We start from the raw sequence: 17,997 nt of genomic DNA, 5'->3' as shown, positions 1-17,997 counted from the left end.
CTACAGTTATACCTGAATGAATTTATCTACAAACTCAACAGAAGATATTTCGGAGAAAAACTCTTCGATAGGCTCGTTATAGCAGGAATTACAGGTTATGACTAATTGCGGATAATCAATTGTATTTTTAGACAAACTGAAATATGATCATTATGAAAACATTTTTTAAAATAGGCCTTGGACTTTTTTTCTTCTTAACTTTCACTAATATGAAAGCGCAAGATAAGGAACCCGAATTCGATAAGAACTTTACCCACGTGGTCTATTTTTGGCTTAACAATCCAGATAATGTACAAGATCGTGCCGATTTTCTAAAATCGTTAAACAAATTCATGGAAAATAGTCTTTATGCAAAGACCAAATTTATTGGAGAACCGGCAGGCACACCGAGAGAAGTGGTCGATGGATCGTTTACCTATTCTCTGATACTAAGTTTTCCCTCAAAAGAAATTCAGGATAAATACCAAAAAGAGAAAGCACATTTAAAATTTATCGAAGAATCCGAGCATTTATGGAAGCGAGTGCAGGTTTATGATTCGGTTGGATTGAAATAACAAAACTACAAGTACATATTCTATAATTTTTATACTTCTGGGATATTAAACGCAACCTTTTACTCTTTTTGTGATCTACTTAGAAACCAATTAAATTATGAGAAATAGGGTAGTTTTTATTCTTTGTATGCTTTCATTTGTTGTTATCTCTTGTGATAAAGACGAGGCTGAACCGGAGCGGTTTACAGTACAGGATTTCTCTGCTACCAATTTTCCCCAGCAATGGAAGTTGGTTGCAACTCGATCTGCAATGATCCCTAATGCTGAAATTACAAAAATTGAAGGTGATGCAGAGCGTTATATTTTTAATGAAGACTATACTTTTCAGAAAAAATCTAAAATCGATGGAGAAACGATTATAGCAGAAGGGACTTTTTCAATTGATGAGCGTGAATTTATAATTCTGGAATATCTGGAAGAGTCTAGTATTGTCAAAAAATGTAATAGTCAATCTAAAAAGGAATTTCTTTATTTTTCGGAAGGTCAATTAATAAATAGTACTGCAGTGGCTTGTGACTGGCCTTACTTTTATTACGAAAGAGTAGATTAAATATCGTTATGAAAAAGAAAGAAATCCCGTTCAAATACTGAACGGGATTTTTTTATAACTCTAGTCTCTAGTCTAGTATCTGTAATATTCCGGTTTAAATGGGCCTTCAACCTCAACACCAATATATTTCGCCTGGTCTTCATTAAGTTTGGTTAATTCTACACCAATTTTTTCTAAGTGTAGCGCAGCCACTTTTTCATCTAAATGCTTAGGTAGCATATATACTTTGTTTTCATACTTATCAGTATTGTTCCAAAGTTCAATTTGTGCTAAAGTCTGGTTGGTAAACGAGTTACTCATTACAAAACTTGGGTGGCCTGTGGCGCAACCAAGGTTTACCAAACGCCCTTCAGCAAGAAGAATAATATCTTTTCCGTCGATAGTATATTTATCTACCTGTGGCTTGATTTCATCTTTAGTTTCCCCATAGTTATTGTTTAACCAGGCAACATCAATTTCGTTATCAAAATGCCCAATATTACATACGATGGTTTTATCTTTCATTGCTTTAAAGTGTTCACCACGAACGATATCTTTATTTCCGGTAGTAGTGATTACGATATCAGCTTTTTCGATTACGGTTTCAAGACGTTTTACTTCAAATCCATCCATTGCAGCCTGTAAAGCACAAATAGGGTCAATTTCAGTAATCGTGATAATTGCACCGGTTCCTTTAAAAGAAGCGGCAGTACCTTTCCCAACATCACCATAACCACAAACAACTACACGTTTACCGGCAAGCATCACATCTGTAGCACGACGAATCGCATCTACGGCACTCTCGCGACATCCAAATTTATTATCGAATTTAGATTTGGTAACCGAATCGTTTACGTTAATCGCCGGCATAGGGAGTGTTCCGTTTTTCATACGCTCGTAAAGACGGTGAACTCCTGTGGTGGTTTCTTCAGAAAGTCCTTTAATATCTTTAGCAAGTTCTGGATACTTATCTAATACCATATTGGTTAAATCTCCACCATCATCTAAAATCATATTTAGCGGCTTGCGATCTTCACCAAAGAAAAGTGTTTGCTCGATACACCAGTCAAATTCCTCTTCAGTCATTCCTTTCCATGCGTAAACAGGGATTCCGGCTTCGGCAATTGCAGCAGCAGCCTGGTCTTGAGTAGAGAAAATGTTACAAGAACTCCAGGTAACTTCAGCACCAAGGGCAACTAATGTTTCAATAAGAACAGCAGTCTGTATCGTCATGTGTAGACAACCAGCGATGCGCGCACCTTTTAATGGCTGTTCCTCTTTATATTCTTCACGAAGCGCCATTAGCCCCGGCATTTCAGCTTCTGCCAGTTCAATCTCCTTACGTCCCCAAGCAGCCAGGGAAATATCTTTTACTTTATACGCCGTATAAGGCACTGTATTCGTAGACATATTATTATATTTGATTATCTGTAATTACAGCGCAAAAGTAATTAATATTTAATAAACGGGCATGCCTCTTTTTAAAACAATAACACCGCGGGAAGGAACTAAAGTCTTCATTTGGAAGGTTGAAGAGTCTTTTGAGTGGCTTTGTGAGGGCATATCGCTTACAGAACATTGTCGGGCCAGAGTCTCTGGTATGAAATCTGAAATTCATCGCAGGGGCTTTATGAGCATTCGGCATTTAATGGCAGAGACCGGTTATGTAGATCACGATTTATGGTACGACGATTTAGGGAAGCCACACCTGCAAGATGATAAATACATATCGATCACTCATTCTTTTAATTTTACAGCGATTATCGTTAGTGACCAGCCCGTAGGGATTGATATTGAAAAACAACGGGATAAAATATTGAAAATCGCCAATAAATTTACGCCTTTAAGAGAATATCATACCCTGGCAAACGAAGAGGCGATAATTAGAAAACTCACCATCGTTTGGGGTGCTAAAGAATCTATTTATAAAGTACACGCCCAGCCGGGATTGGGCTTTTTAGAGCATATTTATATTAAAGATTTTGATTTTGAAGATGCCGTTATCTACGGAACCGTTACTTTTGAAGCTGAAAAAACGGAGTATGAACTGGAGTTCCTGGAATTTGAAGGATTTACCTGTGTTTATACTTTCCTGCTAAATTAAAATTTGATGCCTAAACTTTTAGATGCCATTATCCAAGCATCAAAAATCGATAAAAAGTTGCTTGCTGTTTTAATTGATCCTGAAAAGTTTTCTGCGGAAAAATATGCTTATTTTATTGAAAATCTAACTGAATCGGTGACCCATATTTTTGTTGGCGGAAGTACAGCTACGGCTAAAGAATCTGAAGTTTGTGTGGGTTTTATAAAAGCGAAAACCAATTTACCGGTCATATTATTTCCGGGGGATAAAGAGCAGGTTACCGAGAAAGCAGACGGAATTTTATTGCTAAGTTTACTTTCTGGCAGAAATCCTGAATATCTTATTGAGCAGCATATAAAAGCAGTGCCCAAATTGTTGAATTCGCGCTTAGAAATTATTCCTACGGGGTATCTTTTATTAGACGGCGGAAATCAAAGCGCAGTAGCCAGAGTGAGTAAAACGAAACCTATGAGACAAAGTGAAATCACATTGATTAAAAATACTGCTTTAGCCGGCCAGATGATGGGAAAACAGCTTATTTACCTTGAAGCGGGGAGTGGTGCTCTTATTCCGGTTTCTGAAGAAATAATTACTGAGGTTAAAAAGTACTTAAACATTCCGCTTATCGTTGGTGGCGGAATCAAAAATTCAAAACAGCTTGAAAAAGCGTATAAAGCAGGCGCCGATTTAGTGGTTATTGGAACCGCTTTTGAAAATGGGGAATTTGAGGGTTAGTATTAAGTAGTGAGTACAGAGTAGTGAGAATTTAAATGATATATTGTTGATAAGTCTTCAGCTAACAGCTTTCAGTAATAAGCTTTCAGCTTTTCTATCAACACATCAACAAATTAACTCATTAGCAAATTGTCTCAAATCTAATATCTCACTACTAAATACTCAATACTAACTATGCGTAAACTTCGCCCAAAAATTCTTTTACAGTTTGTGTTTTTCTGCCCACCGCTTTTTCAATATCGGTTTTTTCAAAATTAAATTCGCCATTGGCAATACCCTGGCTAAACATGCTTAGCATTCCCACAATCTCATCAGGCAGGCCGGCAGCTTTCATTTGTGATTCAAATTCGTCTACTTTAGGGGAAACATACACAACTTTTTCCCCTAAAATTTCAGTCAGGATTTCACTAATCTCTTCAAAAGAAACCTGTTCACTTCCGTTAAATTCGTAGATTTTATTGGTGTATTCTTCAGGAGAAACAAGAATATTTGCTTCAGCTTCAGCAAAATCTTTTCTTGGTACAAATGCTACTTTTCCGTTTTCTGTGGGTAAGTAAATAGTTTTTGTTTTTAATAGTTGCTCTTTATCTCCAATAAACATTGGTACGACCTCGCTATAAAGATTATGTCTCAAAATGGTATAATCTAAGCCAGAATTTATAATTGCTTCTTCGGTAAGTGCATGTCCGCTAATTACAGGATCCAATGGTGCATCTTTACTTTCGGTTTTTCTTACAGAACTAGTGTAGAAAATATGCTTTACGTTTGCTGCTTTAGCGGCTTCAATTACGTTTTTATGCTGTTGTAAGCGAGCACCAAGATCGTTACCAGAGATTAAAAATACCTGCTCGATTCCTTCAAAAGCGGTTTTTAGTTTTTCTAAGTTTTCATAATCTGATACTCGAATGTCTAAGCCTTGTGATTCGTAATCTTTTACGATATCTTTTTCTGTATCTCTAACTAAAACAGCAATGTTACTAGCTGCTGTTTTGTTTTTAAGTGCGCTTACCAGTAGTTGCCCTAAGCTGCCGGTTGCACCGGTGATTAATGTCTTTTTCATTTTAATTTATTTAATTACTAAAAGAGATTTAGTTACTTTTGGTAAGTAAAGGTAGGGTAAGTTCCTCTTTTAATCAAGAAGTTTCGCTAAGGGAAATAAGTTACTTTAAGGTTATTAATATTGAAAATCAGTGCTTTATAATGAAAGAAAATCAAATAAATTTTTCTGAAGTCGATAATTGTCCAGTTAGAAATATTCTGGATCGTTTTGGGGATAAGTGGTCTACATTGGTTATTTTAATTTTAGGCAGTTATGATACCCTTCGATTTAATGAATTGCAGAAAATGATAGGTACGGTATCCCAGAAAATGTTGGCGGTAACTTTAAAAAAGCTGGAAACCGATGGTTTGGTTTCCAGAAAAGTGTATCCACAGGTTCCTCCTAAAGTGGAATATTCTCTTACAGCCCTTGGTTTAAGTTTATTGCCAAAGCTGGAAAGCCTGGTGCAATGGGCAAACGAAAATAGGACCATAATTACCGAAAATCGATCCTTAAAAGGATGAAAATAGGATTGAGTGAATTTGGGTTAGTATAAATTTTTATTTTCTGAAGTGACCCCTAAGAATCGGTAATACGCTTTTAATGATATTTCGAAATATTTATTTTGAATTGTTTCTATAGGATCTGTTGTGTAAAATTGGGGGAGTAAAAAATGTACAGATTCATCATCTAATTTGCGGATTACAAACGTATATTGTTTCGAAGATTTATTAGGCAGCCGCATTAATTCTCGTTTAATATTAGAGGCATAATCCTTATCGTTTTTTGTCATTACTATTTTTCGGCTTGTAGTTATACATAAATAATCGTTTAGGCCTTTTAGGTTGTTTATGTCAGTTTCATCAAAAATAAAAATTTTGGTTTCAGATTGATAATTCCAATCTTTTTTGAGGGTAGGATATGTGTATTCACCTTCCAGGCATTTTATAATGAACAGGTAATAAAAGTGATTTTTATAATTGATCTTCTGTAGGCTAATTGAATCGAAATTTTGATAGGATGTAGATTTAATGATACTTTTGTTAAGATTCAATTCTTCATTTTCAATTGTATTTTTTCTTATATAATTGCGATGATCTGTCCAGCTGTTTTCTTGGCTATCATATACCCAACCCGTAGCATCTTTTAAGATCTCAATATCTTTAGAGATTTTAAGATCGGGTTCAATTCGCGATTGAGCATTTACTGAAAAGGAATAAGAAATAACTAGTAGGTAAATGGTGGTTAAGTTTAGGATTCGGAACATGATGGAGGATATTTTATGATTGTTTTTGTAAAAGGTGTATAAGCAATTTTTCTATTTTTAATAAGGTCTGAAAAAGTTCAGATTGATTTTTACTGATTTTGTCTATTTTTTCTTCACTACTATAATATTGGCGGGTTGTTTTTTGGGGATTTTTTTTGGAGAATTCATGTGTTTTTCGAAGCATTTGGCCTTCATTGGTTAAAAGCCATTCTAGGCTATAACAAGGGAAGGCTCTCGAAAAATTAGCAATTACTTCGGCACTTGGATAGCTATTACGGCGTTTAAGCATATTAAGATAGCCACTAGACTTGGATAATTTTCGTTCAAATTCCGCTTTGTTTAGGCCTTCTCTTTTGCGTACAATTTCTAAACGTTCAATCATGATTAATGTAAAGAGTAGGGATTTTTTTAAAAAAACTCACAATTGTTTGTATTTTCAGATAATTGTTTGTAATATTGTTCGTGTTTATTCCAAAGGTATGTTTTCTTCTTGTTTAGAGCAAGAAGTGTTTCTCTTATAACCGTAATTTTAACATGTTTTTTAGTGGTTTTCTTCATTACGGTTTTCAGTAAAATGTAAATTTTTATTCCGCATATTTTCTCTTTTTCATTTTCTAATATTATTTTTTCCTTATTAAAATTTGTGTTGCATAGTTTCATAATGTTAAATTTGAATAGATTATTTTGTAGATTTAGTTTTACTCGATAATTGCGATTAAATGCCTCATTGGCTTGCCATGGGGTAATTGACTTCAAAATGATGCAAAGTATAGATTTGAGTAATAAAAAAAGAATTTCTATCTAATGGGGTTTTAATGGAACCAATAAAAACTGACTTCAAAACAGTTCCTTCTATTGCTATGGTTGGTTTAAGATCAGATTTTAAAAATTATGGAACAACTATCTGATTTTTTTCTGGATTATTACAAAGGGGTATCTACTTTTAATATCATTCTTGAGGCTATCGTTTTTATCTTCGGGATTTTAAGTGTTTATTATTCTAAACAAGAAAATATTCTTGTCTACCCAACTGGGCTTATTGCAACTGTAATTACCGTTTATTTATTGTATAAAGCTGAATATTATGGGGATATGATGATGAATTTCTATTATTCGGTGATGAGTGTTTACGGTTGGATTAACTGGGCGCGTATGAAGGATGGGGAGCCTGTTGTGCCAATAACCCGAACCAATACAAAGGAAAAACTTGTAGGTTTTGGATTGTTCTTACTCACAATGCTCGTTACTTATTTAGTATATCGCGCTTTTCATTACGAGATAAAAACGGCTAATTATATCGATATTTTTACTTCTGGAATATTTTTTACCGCAATGTGGTACATGGCAATTAAAAAAATAGAGAACTGGACACTTTGGATTTTTGCAGATATTATTACAGTACCACTTTATGCTTACAGGGGCTTAGGGATGCTTTCATTGCAATACTTTATTCTAACCATTTTGGCGATCCAGGGGTATATAGTTTGGAAAAGAAACCTGGGCAACCATGTAAACTAAAAGTTGGGTTTGTCATCTGATTAAATTTGGAATAATAAGAAGCAATTTTTCGTTTTTCTTAGACTAAAAATGCATTTTAATCAAATAAGACAGGTCACTAATTTTCTGTATAAAACAGTTAAAGTTTAAGCTGTTGTTAATTCATTGTTTAAAAAACCTTTATTTAATCTTCAAATTATTAAATATGCGTTAATGAACACCGTTAATCTATATTTTTTGGCGTATATTGTCGTTCCTTAGCGCTTTTGTAGCTAACAAAAGTATCTAGGAAAAAGGAGTGATAATCTTCAATTTTAGGCGTTCCTTAAAAAAATCAATCAAACCTTATGTTAAATTAGAAGGTGGTCAATAATAATGGCTGCAAAATATAATATCAACAATTAATCAACTAACAATAAAACTAACAAAACCGTGAAATTTAATGAATCAGACATCCTGCAAATTCAGGATAATGGATTGAGTACAGAAGAAGTACAACGACAGATTGAAATTTTTAAGCGAGGGAACATTAAAGTGGATATTCAGGAAGCCGCAACAATCGGAAACGGAATTTCAGCGATTTCAGATGAAGAGCGTACCGAATACATAAGAGCCTATGAACATCAAAAAGAAGAGCTGGATCTTTTAAAATTCGTTCCTGCCTCGGGAGCTGCGACAAGAATGTTTAAAGCACTTCATAATTTTGTAGATGAATTTAATCCCGATAAACAAGAATTACGTGAGTATCTAGATGAGAATGGAGATTCTAGTCTTCGTACTTTTTTTAACCATATCGAAAAATTGCCCTTTTATACTCAAGCTATAGAAGCTGCGAAAAAGGATAATAGTGATTTTGATAAGCTTAGCGGTGATGAACAGAAAAAGCTGATTGCTGAAAATGTGTTGTATGCCAAAGGTCTTGGATTAAGTGACCTGCCCAAAGGTTTAGTGCCTTTTCATAAATATGACGATGTAGTGGTTACGGCTTTTGAAGAGCATCTTTATGAAGCGGCCAAATATGCTGAAAGTAAAGGTGTGGTGAAATCACACTTTACGGTAGGGCAGGGTGATAAAGAGAAATTTGAAGCTGAATTCGACAAAGTAAAAGCGAGGGTAGAAGAAAAAACAGGAGCTAAATTTGACGTTTCTTACTCTTATCAGGATCCAAAGACCGATACGATTGCGGTAGATGATGAAGATGCTCCTTTTAGAACAGAAGAAGGAAACTTATTCTTTCGTCCTGGAGGGCACGGAGCGCTGATTGATAATTTAAACCAACAAGATGCCGATTTGATTTTCGTTAAAAACATCGATAATGTAGTTACCTGGTCTAACCTTGGCAATGTGGCTGATTATAAAAAGATGTTAGCCGGTAAACTCTTAGAATTAAAGGGCAAAGTTTTTAGTTTGCTTGAAAAGCTTCAATCTAATCCATCAGAAGAAGACAGTAAAGAAGTATCAAAATTCCTTGTGGAACAACTTTTCGTAAAATCCCTTACCGGAACTGAGACTACTTCAGAATTAATAGAAAAATTAGACCGTCCATTAAGAATATGTGGCATGGTTAAAAATGAAGGAGAACCGGGCGGAGGTCCATTTTTGGTAAAAGATGAAGAAGGAGAGATTTCCTTGCAAATTATAGAAGGAGCTCAAATAGATGACAATAATCCTACACAGGTGAAAATCGTTAAAGAATCAACACATTTTAATCCTGTGGACATTGTTTGTAGCGTTAGAAAACCTAATGGAGAAACTTACGATTTAGAGAAGTATGTAGATCCAAATATGAGTTTTATAGCAAATAAAACAAAAGACGGGAAACCTTTAAAAGCATTAGAACGCCCAGGTTTGTGGAATGGTGCCATGGCTAAATGGAATACTGTTTTTGTTGAAGTTCCCGTAACAACTTTTAATCCGGTAAAAACCGTGGCCGATCTTTTAAAAGAAAGTCACCAGCCTCTTAATGATTAATCAGGACGAATTAATAAAAGAACTCGACTTTAGAGCGGTAAAAAGTAGTGGGCCGGGAGGACAACACGTAAATAAAACCGCTTCTAAAGTCGAGTTGTATTTTGATATAGCATCATCTACGGTACTTACCGACATTCAAAAAGAGCGATTGCTAACTACTTTTTCCACCAGAATTACCAAGGATCATGTTCTTATACTTCAAAATGGTAATTCCAGAAGTCAGCATAAAAATAAAAATGCCGCAATTAATCAGTTTTTAGAAATGATTAAAGCTGGCACTAAGGCTCCAAAAGTTCGTAAAAAAACGAAGCCAAGTAAAATGGCGAAATTAAAAAGATTGAGGGCGAAGAAGATTCAGGCAGAGAAAAAGCAGAATAGAAAAAATCCATTAAAGTAAACTATCTCAGGACAAGGTCAATAGGCATTTAATCTTGATTTTCAAGTAAATGTGTGTAGAAATTCTACAGGTGTGGAATTTTTAAGTGTAGAATTCTACACTTTTGTGTTTATGGCTATTTATTTTGAATGTTTTAAATCATTTACTGTTAGGAGTTTAAATGGTGTTTTATTCCCTGGGAGTTATGGCATGATTTTAACTTATAATTAAAAAGTTAGGGTTATTGAAGGATTTTGAATAACTAACACAGCAGTAACAGCTGTTGTATAATTTAGATTTTCGGATTAAAAGAGGCTGTGGTGGCCTCTTTTTTTAATCACTGCTTTCATTGCTTCTTTTTGAATCCAAAAGAAATTCAAAAAACTTTCAACAAAACTTTTCTGAATTATTTATGCTGAATAAATATGCCACGTTTTTAATTGATTTTGATTGTTCCTTTTTTTTGGCTGTATTGCGAATCATTTCCACATAATAAAATCTTAAAACCTCATAATTTCTACAAAAGAGTAAGTGCTATGAAATTGTTGGTTTACTTTAATCGGTTGTTAATTAGTCTTTTGTGATGTGTTTTGTGAGTTGGGTACGGTTTTTCCTTTATACATAGCAACCAATAAAGATTTTGTACAAAATATATAACTAAAACCACAATTATGAAAAAGTCAGTTTTCTCGGCAATAGCAATTACAGGACTGTTTTTTGCTACGCAAACAATGAGCGCTCAGGAAGAACCAATTGAAGAAACCACAGAGGAAATAGAGGCAGAAGTAGCTACAAATACTTCAGGTTTCGAAATGATTGATGTCCTGGCTTTACCGCAGCCTGTTAAGGATGCAACAATGACTGAATTTAACGCGGTTGCTTCTCAAGCATGGGTTAAACTTCAGGATGAAAAAAAGATCTATAAGCTAAGTATTGCTAAAGATGGGGAAACTAAAACGGTATATGCCACAGCTGATGGGAAATGGTTGAAGGAAGATGAAGTTAATGATGCTAACTAACATTCAATTAACTCATTGAGAAAGTAACTTTTTTACAATGTTAAAGTGATGCCGGCAAACAAAGATTCCAACTTTGCGGCGACGGAAAAAGAACCGGTTAGTAAGTATTTTTAGGGCAATCTTAATACTACTAACTAACACAAATAAGAAAGTCCAGAAAGTACTGATTAAATTTGGCGATTTTTTTCTAATCGGTTCCACCGTTTAAAATGGGAGTAAACTTTTAGGTTATATTCTAATTTAGATTTAAAAGAGGTCTTTTACGGCCTCTTTTTTATATTTTATTTGTAAGAATTTGGGTATTTGTTTCCTAAATTTGTGACCTCTCTATTAAAATTAGATTATGCCAAACATTCTCATAGTAGAAGACGACGTTCCTTTCGGTACCATGCTTAAAACATTTCTTTCTAAAAGAGGTTACGACGCAGAGCTTTGTTTTTCAGGTGGTGATGCATTAAAATTAATAACTACATCAGAATTTAATCTTGTTCTTACCGATGTAAGACTTCCGGATAATGACGGTTTGGATATATTAAAAGAAGTGAAATCTAATAATCCTACGACTCAGGTTATTGTGATGACTAGCTATGCGGAAATTAGTATGGCAGTACAAGCGATGAAAGATGGTGCTTTTGATTATGTGAGTAAACCGTTTAGACCCGAATCTATTTTACAAACTATAGAGAATGCTTTAAATACTGAGGTTGTTGAACAAAAAGCACCTCAAAATAAAGTTGCCAGAAGTAAGGAAAAAGCCGATCCCAGTGCACAATATATTAAAGGAGTTAGTGATGCTTCCCGTAAACTGAATGATTATATAGAGCTTGTAGCTCCAACCAATATGTCGGTTTTAATTACCGGTGAGAGCGGTACCGGAAAGGAGAATGTGGCTAAAAGCATTCATCACCAAAGCAAGCGTAAAGATGCTCCTTTTATAGCGGTAGATTGTGGGGCAATTCCTAAAGAGATTGCTTCCAGTGAATTTTTTGGTCATATAAAAGGCTCATTTACGGGAGCTATTAATGATAAAATAGGTCATTTTAAAGCGGCAAATGGAGGGACATTATTTCTTGATGAAATAGGAAACCTTAGTTATGAGCTACAGGTACAATTATTAAGAGCCTTGCAGGAACGCCGAATTAAACCTGTAGGGAGCAATAAAGAAATAGAAGTTGATATACGAGTGGTTACAGCAACCAACGAAGATCTTTCACAGGCCGTAAAAGACGGTGAGTTTAGGGAAGACCTTTATCATCGCCTAAATGAATTTTCGATAAAAGTTCCGTCTTTAAAAGATCGCAAAGAAGATCTTATGCTTTTTGCAGATCATTTCTTAGAAGAAGCTAATACCGAGTTAGAGAAAGAAGTGGTTGGGTTTACAGACGATGCTGTAGAAGCTTTTAAAAATTACTCCTGGCCGGGAAATTTACGTGAGCTTAAAAATATGGTCAAGCGAGCCGTATTACTTACTCAGGATAAGTTAATCCCAATGAAAGTTTTACCGCACGAGATTGCTACTGCCGAGAAGCGGGAAGAGGATTACGGACTTTTTAAAAACAAGAACGAAGAGAAATTAATCCTGGAAGCCTTAGAGAAAACAGGAGGGAATAAAAGTAAAGCGGCCAGAATGTTATCTATAGATCGTAAAACGCTTTACAATAAGCTTAAACAATACGATATTAAACTGTAACCTCGTTTTCCAGTTCTTGTAATACCTTTTCTAATTGCTGTATTAATTGATCAATTTCGGCATTAGATACTGCTGCTTTCTTTTCCAGTCGTTCTAAAACGGGAATTACCGGCATAATCTTCATTTGTTTAAGCATGGGTAACATTTTATGCGCTATTTGCCCAATAGCGTCATAATTGTTTTCTTTTTTATGGGATTTTATCTTCGCAATATTTTCTTCGGAGCTTTCTAAAAATGCTTTAATAATAATGTACATGGCTTCTTTGTCTTCCCCAGAAAACATATAAATATCCTCAAGATTATAAAATTTGTTTTGCTGAGGTACAAAATCATCTTTTGGAGCATCCGGTTTTTCTACAATTGGTGCTTCAATATTAAACACTTCGCTTATTTTAAGTAATAGATCTTTGGGTTTAAAAGGTTTGGTAAGTTTTGCCGCAAAGCCGGTAAGAGTATATACTTCATCTTTCATGTCTGTACGGCCAGATAAAGCAATAACCGGAGTGTTATTCAGGTTTTCGTCTTTTTTTATGGTATTCATTAATTGGAAACCGTCCATAATGGGCATTTGGATATCGGTAAGAATTAAATCGTATCGATTTTCGTCTAAAAGCGCCATGGCTTTTTTCCCATTTTCAGCTGTGTCGAATTTAAGATGATGGCTTTTTAGGAATTCTAAAGTTAGTGCCAATTGGGCAGGTTCATCATCAACAACCAGCACCTTTTTGTTTCCAAAATCGATATTAGCCGTTTTTTCATTACGATTTAGTTCCTCTTCCGTTACCGGTTTCTTTGTATTTTTAGATTCCTGTACCGGGATGGTTATGGTAAATTCACTTCCTTTGCCCTGTTCACTGTGCAAACTAATTTCTCCTTTTAGTAAAGAAGTAAGGCTTTTTGTGATGGTAAGACCTAGTCCCGTGCCACCGTATTTTTTTTCGATGCCGCTGTTTTCCTGACTAAATTCTTCGAAAATAATATCTTGCTTTTCCTTAGAAATTCCGATCCCGGTATCTTTTACTTTAATGATGAGATCTTGTAATTCTTTTGTTTTCGACTGAATTTCAGCCGAGACTATGATTTCACCTTTTTCGGTAAATTTAAAAGCATTGGTAACCAGGTTGGCGATAATCTGTTTTATCCTGAAAGGGTCACTGAGGTATTGTGCATCTGCTTCTTCAGAAATGTTAATGATCACCTCAAGATCTTTATTTAAACTGGCAGGAATGTTATTCTGTACGGTATCGGTAATAAGTTTTTTAGGGTTGAAGGGTAAATTTTCAACCAGCATTTTACCAGCTTCAAGTTTCGATAAATCCAACAAGTCGTTTACCAAATGAAGGATAAAATCTGAAGATTTATTAATCTGGCTAAGGTAGTGCCGCTGTTTACTGCCCAGCTGCGTTTTGTTCATCAATTCAGAATAGCCAATTACGGTATTTAAGGGTGATCTTAAATCGTGCGTGATGGCAGCCATAAGTTGTTCCCTGCGCTTTAAAAGGGTCTCGGCAAAATTTTTAGCTTCCTCTAATTCCATACGATATTGCTGGCTTCGGCCCACATCACGAATAATAAGCATCAAAAACAATAAAATCACAATAACGCAAACAATCCCCGATATCATAATGATTAAAACGGTATCTTCTAAAGTTTTCTGGGCTTTTTCAGTCCGTTCTAAAGAAGCTTCGCGCTCATCTTTTTCAATATTGGCCAGGATTTTTCGAAGCTGTTGGTTAAGGACCATATCATTGTCCAGCAAATCGTTTTCTTTTTCAAGAATTGTATTTCTAAACTTAATATTGGCTTTTTGGAAATCGTTTAAAACCTTTTTTACAGAGTTTACCAGAGAATCTGCCGTTTGGTTGGTTAAGGATTTTGCATTGTCTGCCCGGGCATACTCCAACCATTTTACCAGCACTCTCTTTTGATAGGGCTCTAAATCATTAAATCTGTCGTCGTAACCCTGGTTAGATTCAAAACTTTCGTTAACCCGGTTAAGTTCTTCCATTACCTGTTTATAGTAATTGGTGTTTCGTTCTTTTTCCCGTAGATCGATTAAAGCTTCAAGGTTTTTGGTTTTAAGGTCTAAAAGTTTATAAATACTGTCAAGTTCGGTGTGTAGTTGATTTTCGACATATTGTTTGTCCAATTCCACTAAATTCATTTTAATAGAATCCAGTTGTGCCTGGTACAAAACAATGTCTTCTTTAGTGCCGGTTTGGATTAATCTTCGGCTAACATTTTCAGTTTCGTATAAATCGCTGGTAATTTCACTCACTAAAAAAAGCTGTTCATTATTGCTGCTGTTGCTTTGCGCCATATTGCTAAAGATCACCACCCGATTATAAATAAACCAAACGGCAACAACTACCAGAGCTGCGATAAGCAGGTAACCGGCAACAACCTTTAGGGTGATCGATCTTTTAGTGTTTTGCATAGTTTTTAGTGATTTTCAAAAATAAACCATTTGAATCAATTGCAATAATTGTTCATAATCAAAAAAAGCTTTCTACATTTGCAGCAAATCTCATAAGGGGTGCCCTTCGGGCTGAGATTATACCCAATGAACCTGGGCGGGTAATGCTGCCAAGGGATAACGTGCAAAGCGCACTACAGCACTCCTGAATATGCTTCAAAATTAAAAATTGAAGAAATTCAGGATTTATTTTTTAACCAAATTTTTAATGGAATAATGGCCCCTTTTATTCGTAATTTTTTTACGAATGAAAAACATATTATTCAGTTTTTTAATGGTGCTCTCGGGATATGCAGTGATGGCACAGCAGTATCAACTTACAGGAACAGTAACCCGAGAAGGGAAGCCTTTAAGCGGAGTTTCGGTTTATACCACTACTAAAAATTCGGGAACACTTACAGATGATTCCGGTAACTACAAACTTACTTTAGAGGAAGGGAAACATATTATTCAGTTTGTGTATGGGAACCGAAAATCTTTTGAAATCAATCTAACTTCAGATCAGGTATTAGACGTAGACCTCAGTGGTTTGGAAGAAGCTCTTGATGAAGTGTTCTTGCAATCGGTTAGGGTAGATGCAGATTCCCCAATTACCTATAGTAATTTAACCAATGAAGAGATTGGGGAGCGAAATCTTGGTCAGGATATTCCAACATTGATGAATTACCTGCCCTCTGTAGTCACCACCACAGATGCCGGAAACGGAATTGGCTATAGCGGAATCAGGGTACGAGGTAGTGACGCGACCCGAACAAATGTGACGATAAATGGTGTGCCTTATAATGATGCTGAAAGTCAGGGAACGTTCTGGGTAAACTTAGGCGATTTTGCCTCCTCTACAGAGAATATTCAGTTGCAGCGCGGGGTAGGGACATCTACCAATGGTGCCGGTGCTTTTGGAGCCAGTATCAATATTTTAACCGATAGATTTAATGAAGAAGCCTCAGCTGAAGTTGCCAATACTTACGGTTCTAATAATACGCACAAACATACGGCTAAATTCAGTACCGGTTTATTTAATAATCACTGGGAGTTTGCCGGGCGTGCTTCATTAATCAAAAGTGATGGGTATATCGATAGAGCGGCATCTGAGCTTAAATCCTATTTTTTACAGGGAAGCTATGTTGATGGAGGAACTTTGGTAAAGGCCCTTATGTTTGGCGGAAAAGAAAAAACCTATCAGGCCTGGTATGGTATTGATGCCGCAACTTTAGAAAGTGACAGGACCTACAACCCTGCAGGTGAGTATACCGATGAAGATGGCAATGTAAAATATTACGATAATCAAACCGATAATTACCAACAGGATCACTACCAGTTGTTATGGAATCAAACTTACGATAAAAACTGGTCGTCTAATTTTGCATTGCATTATACCTACGGAAGAGGCTATTATGAAGAATATGAGGTGAATAAAGTTTTAACCAACTTTGGCTTAGAGCCTTTTATCTCTAATGGGGAAGAAATTACCACATCTGATCTTGTAAATACCAGCTGGCTGGATAATCATTTTTATGGAACCACTTTTAGTTTAAACTATCAAAATAGATCTGTAGATGCCATTGTTGGTGGTGGTTGGAACCGCTACGATGGTGATCATTTTGGAGAAGTAATTTATACCAGGTTTGCGCATAATAACGATCCTTACGAGCCATTTTATAAAAACAATGCGGTAAAAACAGATTTTAATATTTATACAAAAGCTACGGTTTCTATCACCAATAAGTTTGCGGTGTACGGGGATTTACAATTAAGAACTATTAATTACGAAGGTGATGGGCCAACCCAGCAGGTGGATAATTTTCCTATCGATGCTAATTTCGATTTCTTTAATCCTAAAGGAGGATTTACCTATCAGTTTAATGAGCAAAATCAGCTTTATGGATCTGTAGCTGTGGCGCACCGTGAACCGTCACGATCTGATTATGAAGATGCTTTTGAAAACGATGAGGTCGCTCCCACCGAAGAGCAATTGGTCGATTACGAATTAGGATGGCGATTTAATGCCGGGAAAACCCAAATAAATACCAACCTTTATTTTATGGATTATAAAGATCAACTGGTACTTTCGGGAGAAATTGACGAAGAAGGAGCTGCGATTAGAAAAAACAGCGGAGAAAGTTACCGATTAGGAGTAGAGGTAGACGCTACGATCTGGGTAAATAACTGGTTAAGTTTAAGACCCAATATTGCGATAAGCCGAAATAGAAATAAAGATTTTGTAGCAGTTTTTGATGGCGAACAGCAAAATTTTGGAGATACCAAGATCTCATTTTCTCCAAATATTGTGGCCGGTAATATGATAAGGGTTTCACCGGTTAAAAATCTGCAGTTAAACTTTTTAAGTAAATATGTAGGGGAGCAATATATGAGTAACCTACAGTTAGAAGAATCTAAACTGGATTCATATTTTGTAAACGATTTTAATGTGCAATATCTCTGGAAAACCGCTCCACTATTCAAAGAAGTGGTTTTTACAGGCTTGGTAAATAATGTTTTTGATGAGAAATACGTGTCTAACGGATATTTTGATCCCGCTTGGGGTGCAGGATACTATCCGCAGGCCACTACAAATTTTCTAGCCGGGATTACCTTAAGATTTTAAATTTGTCTGATTTATTTTAGTTCTAAAATGCCTGAAATTGAAAAAATCTTCAGGCATTTTTTTGTTGTTTGAATACTACCATTTTTGGTTTGATCCCTTCTAAATTTCAGCGACTTCCTTATCTAATTTTGTCATGGAATTTAAAAACCAAAAACG

17 protein-coding genes and 1 pseudogene are annotated in these 17,997 nt (G+C 35.5%); 12 read left to right on the top strand and 6 right to left on the bottom strand.

All coding sequences use genetic code 11. From position 1 onward, the window contains the following. The 3 genes and pseudogenes from L1967_RS19635 to L1967_RS19625 all read left to right on the top strand — a co-directional run. Positions 1-105: pseudogene (locus tag L1967_RS19635) on the top strand (IS1595 family transposase); the annotation flags it as partial. A gap of 47 nt (positions 106-152) precedes the next feature. Next, positions 153-554: a Dabb family protein gene (locus L1967_RS19630; RefSeq protein WP_249603208.1), complete on the top strand. Its 402-nt coding sequence runs from the start codon at positions 153-155 to the stop codon at positions 552-554. Between the two features lie 97 nt (positions 555-651). Next, positions 652-1,104, top strand: coding sequence for a hypothetical protein (locus L1967_RS19625; protein WP_249603207.1), 453 nt, complete (start codon positions 652-654; stop codon positions 1,102-1,104). A gap of 72 nt (positions 1,105-1,176) precedes the next feature. Here L1967_RS19625 and ahcY read toward each other — a convergent pair whose 3' ends face one another. Then, positions 1,177-2,493, bottom strand: coding sequence for an adenosylhomocysteinase (gene ahcY, locus L1967_RS19620; protein ID WP_249603206.1), 1,317 nt, complete (start codon positions 2,491-2,493; stop codon positions 1,177-1,179). A 61-nt stretch (positions 2,494-2,554) separates the two neighbouring features. Here ahcY and L1967_RS19615 point away from each other — a divergent pair, with 61 nt between their 5' ends. Both L1967_RS19615 and L1967_RS19610 read left to right on the top strand, forming a co-directional pair. Next, entirely contained in the window at positions 2,555-3,187 is a 633-nt protein-coding gene (locus tag L1967_RS19615; RefSeq protein WP_249603205.1) for a 4'-phosphopantetheinyl transferase family protein, read from the top strand. Positions 3,188-3,193: 6 nt separating this feature from the next. Then, a complete protein-coding gene (locus L1967_RS19610; RefSeq protein WP_249603204.1) occupies positions 3,194-3,901 on the top strand; it encodes a phosphoglycerol geranylgeranyltransferase in 708 nt (235 codons plus the stop codon). A gap of 172 nt (positions 3,902-4,073) precedes the next feature. Here the strand turns inward: L1967_RS19610 and L1967_RS19605 are convergent, their stop codons facing one another. Beyond that, the gene (locus L1967_RS19605; RefSeq protein ID WP_249603203.1) at positions 4,074-4,961 is read right to left on the bottom strand and encodes an SDR family oxidoreductase; all 888 of its coding nucleotides are present in this window, start codon (positions 4,959-4,961) and stop codon (positions 4,074-4,076) included. Positions 4,962-5,101: 140 nt separating this feature from the next. On the opposite strand from L1967_RS19605, the gene L1967_RS19600 reads away from it, so the two are divergent. Continuing rightward, on the top strand, positions 5,102-5,464 hold the full coding sequence (locus tag L1967_RS19600; protein WP_249603202.1) for a winged helix-turn-helix transcriptional regulator: 363 nt from the start codon (positions 5,102-5,104) through the stop codon (positions 5,462-5,464). Between the two features lie 23 nt (positions 5,465-5,487). Here L1967_RS19600 and L1967_RS19595 read toward each other — a convergent pair whose 3' ends face one another. The 3 genes from L1967_RS19595 to L1967_RS19585 are packed head-to-tail and all read right to left on the bottom strand — an operon-like array spanning position 5,488 to position 6,867. Next, complete coding sequence (locus tag L1967_RS19595) at positions 5,488-6,207, bottom strand: hypothetical protein (protein ID WP_249603201.1); 720 nt, start codon at positions 6,205-6,207, stop codon at positions 5,488-5,490. A gap of 13 nt (positions 6,208-6,220) precedes the next feature. After that, complete coding sequence (locus tag L1967_RS19590) at positions 6,221-6,589, bottom strand: helix-turn-helix domain-containing protein (protein ID WP_249603200.1); 369 nt, start codon at positions 6,587-6,589, stop codon at positions 6,221-6,223. A 26-nt stretch (positions 6,590-6,615) separates the two neighbouring features. Then, positions 6,616-6,867, bottom strand: coding sequence for a hypothetical protein (locus L1967_RS19585; protein ID WP_249603199.1), 252 nt, complete (start codon positions 6,865-6,867; stop codon positions 6,616-6,618). 231 nt (positions 6,868-7,098) lie between these two features. On the opposite strand from L1967_RS19585, the gene pnuC reads away from it, so the two are divergent. From pnuC to L1967_RS19560, 5 genes are all read left to right on the top strand, one after another. After that, positions 7,099-7,725, top strand: coding sequence for a nicotinamide riboside transporter PnuC (gene pnuC / locus L1967_RS19580; RefSeq protein WP_249603198.1), 627 nt, complete (start codon positions 7,099-7,101; stop codon positions 7,723-7,725). A gap of 411 nt (positions 7,726-8,136) precedes the next feature. After that, the gene (locus L1967_RS19575) at positions 8,137-9,675 is read left to right on the top strand and encodes a DUF4301 family protein (protein WP_249603197.1); all 1,539 of its coding nucleotides are present in this window, start codon (positions 8,137-8,139) and stop codon (positions 9,673-9,675) included. After that, a complete protein-coding gene (gene arfB, locus L1967_RS19570) occupies positions 9,668-10,072 on the top strand; it encodes an alternative ribosome rescue aminoacyl-tRNA hydrolase ArfB (RefSeq protein ID WP_249603196.1) in 405 nt (134 codons plus the stop codon). Before L1967_RS19575 ends, arfB begins: the two co-directional genes overlap by 8 nt. Positions 10,073-10,722: 650 nt before the next feature. Next, a complete protein-coding gene (locus tag L1967_RS19565; RefSeq protein WP_249603195.1) occupies positions 10,723-11,070 on the top strand; it encodes a hypothetical protein in 348 nt (115 codons plus the stop codon). A 343-nt stretch (positions 11,071-11,413) separates the two neighbouring features. Continuing rightward, on the top strand, positions 11,414-12,760 hold the full coding sequence (locus L1967_RS19560) for a sigma-54-dependent transcriptional regulator (RefSeq protein WP_249603194.1): 1,347 nt from the start codon (positions 11,414-11,416) through the stop codon (positions 12,758-12,760). Here the strand turns inward: L1967_RS19560 and L1967_RS19555 are convergent. Then, complete coding sequence (locus tag L1967_RS19555; protein ID WP_249603193.1) at positions 12,750-15,197, bottom strand: ATP-binding protein; 2,448 nt, start codon at positions 15,195-15,197, stop codon at positions 12,750-12,752. The two genes, L1967_RS19560 and L1967_RS19555, sit on opposite strands and share 11 nt — an antisense overlap. A gap of 286 nt (positions 15,198-15,483) precedes the next feature. Here L1967_RS19555 and L1967_RS19550 point away from each other — a divergent pair, with 286 nt between their 5' ends. Next, positions 15,484-17,841, top strand: a complete 2,358-nt coding sequence (locus tag L1967_RS19550) for a TonB-dependent receptor (RefSeq protein ID WP_249603192.1) — start codon at positions 15,484-15,486, stop codon at positions 17,839-17,841. The last annotated feature ends 156 nt before the right edge of the window (positions 17,842-17,997 follow it).

The organism is Zunongwangia pacifica (assembly GCF_023499215.1).
Taxonomy (GTDB): Bacteria; Bacteroidota; Bacteroidia; order Flavobacteriales; family Flavobacteriaceae; genus Zunongwangia; species Zunongwangia pacifica.
This window is presented reverse-complemented; position numbering and strand designations above follow the sequence as displayed.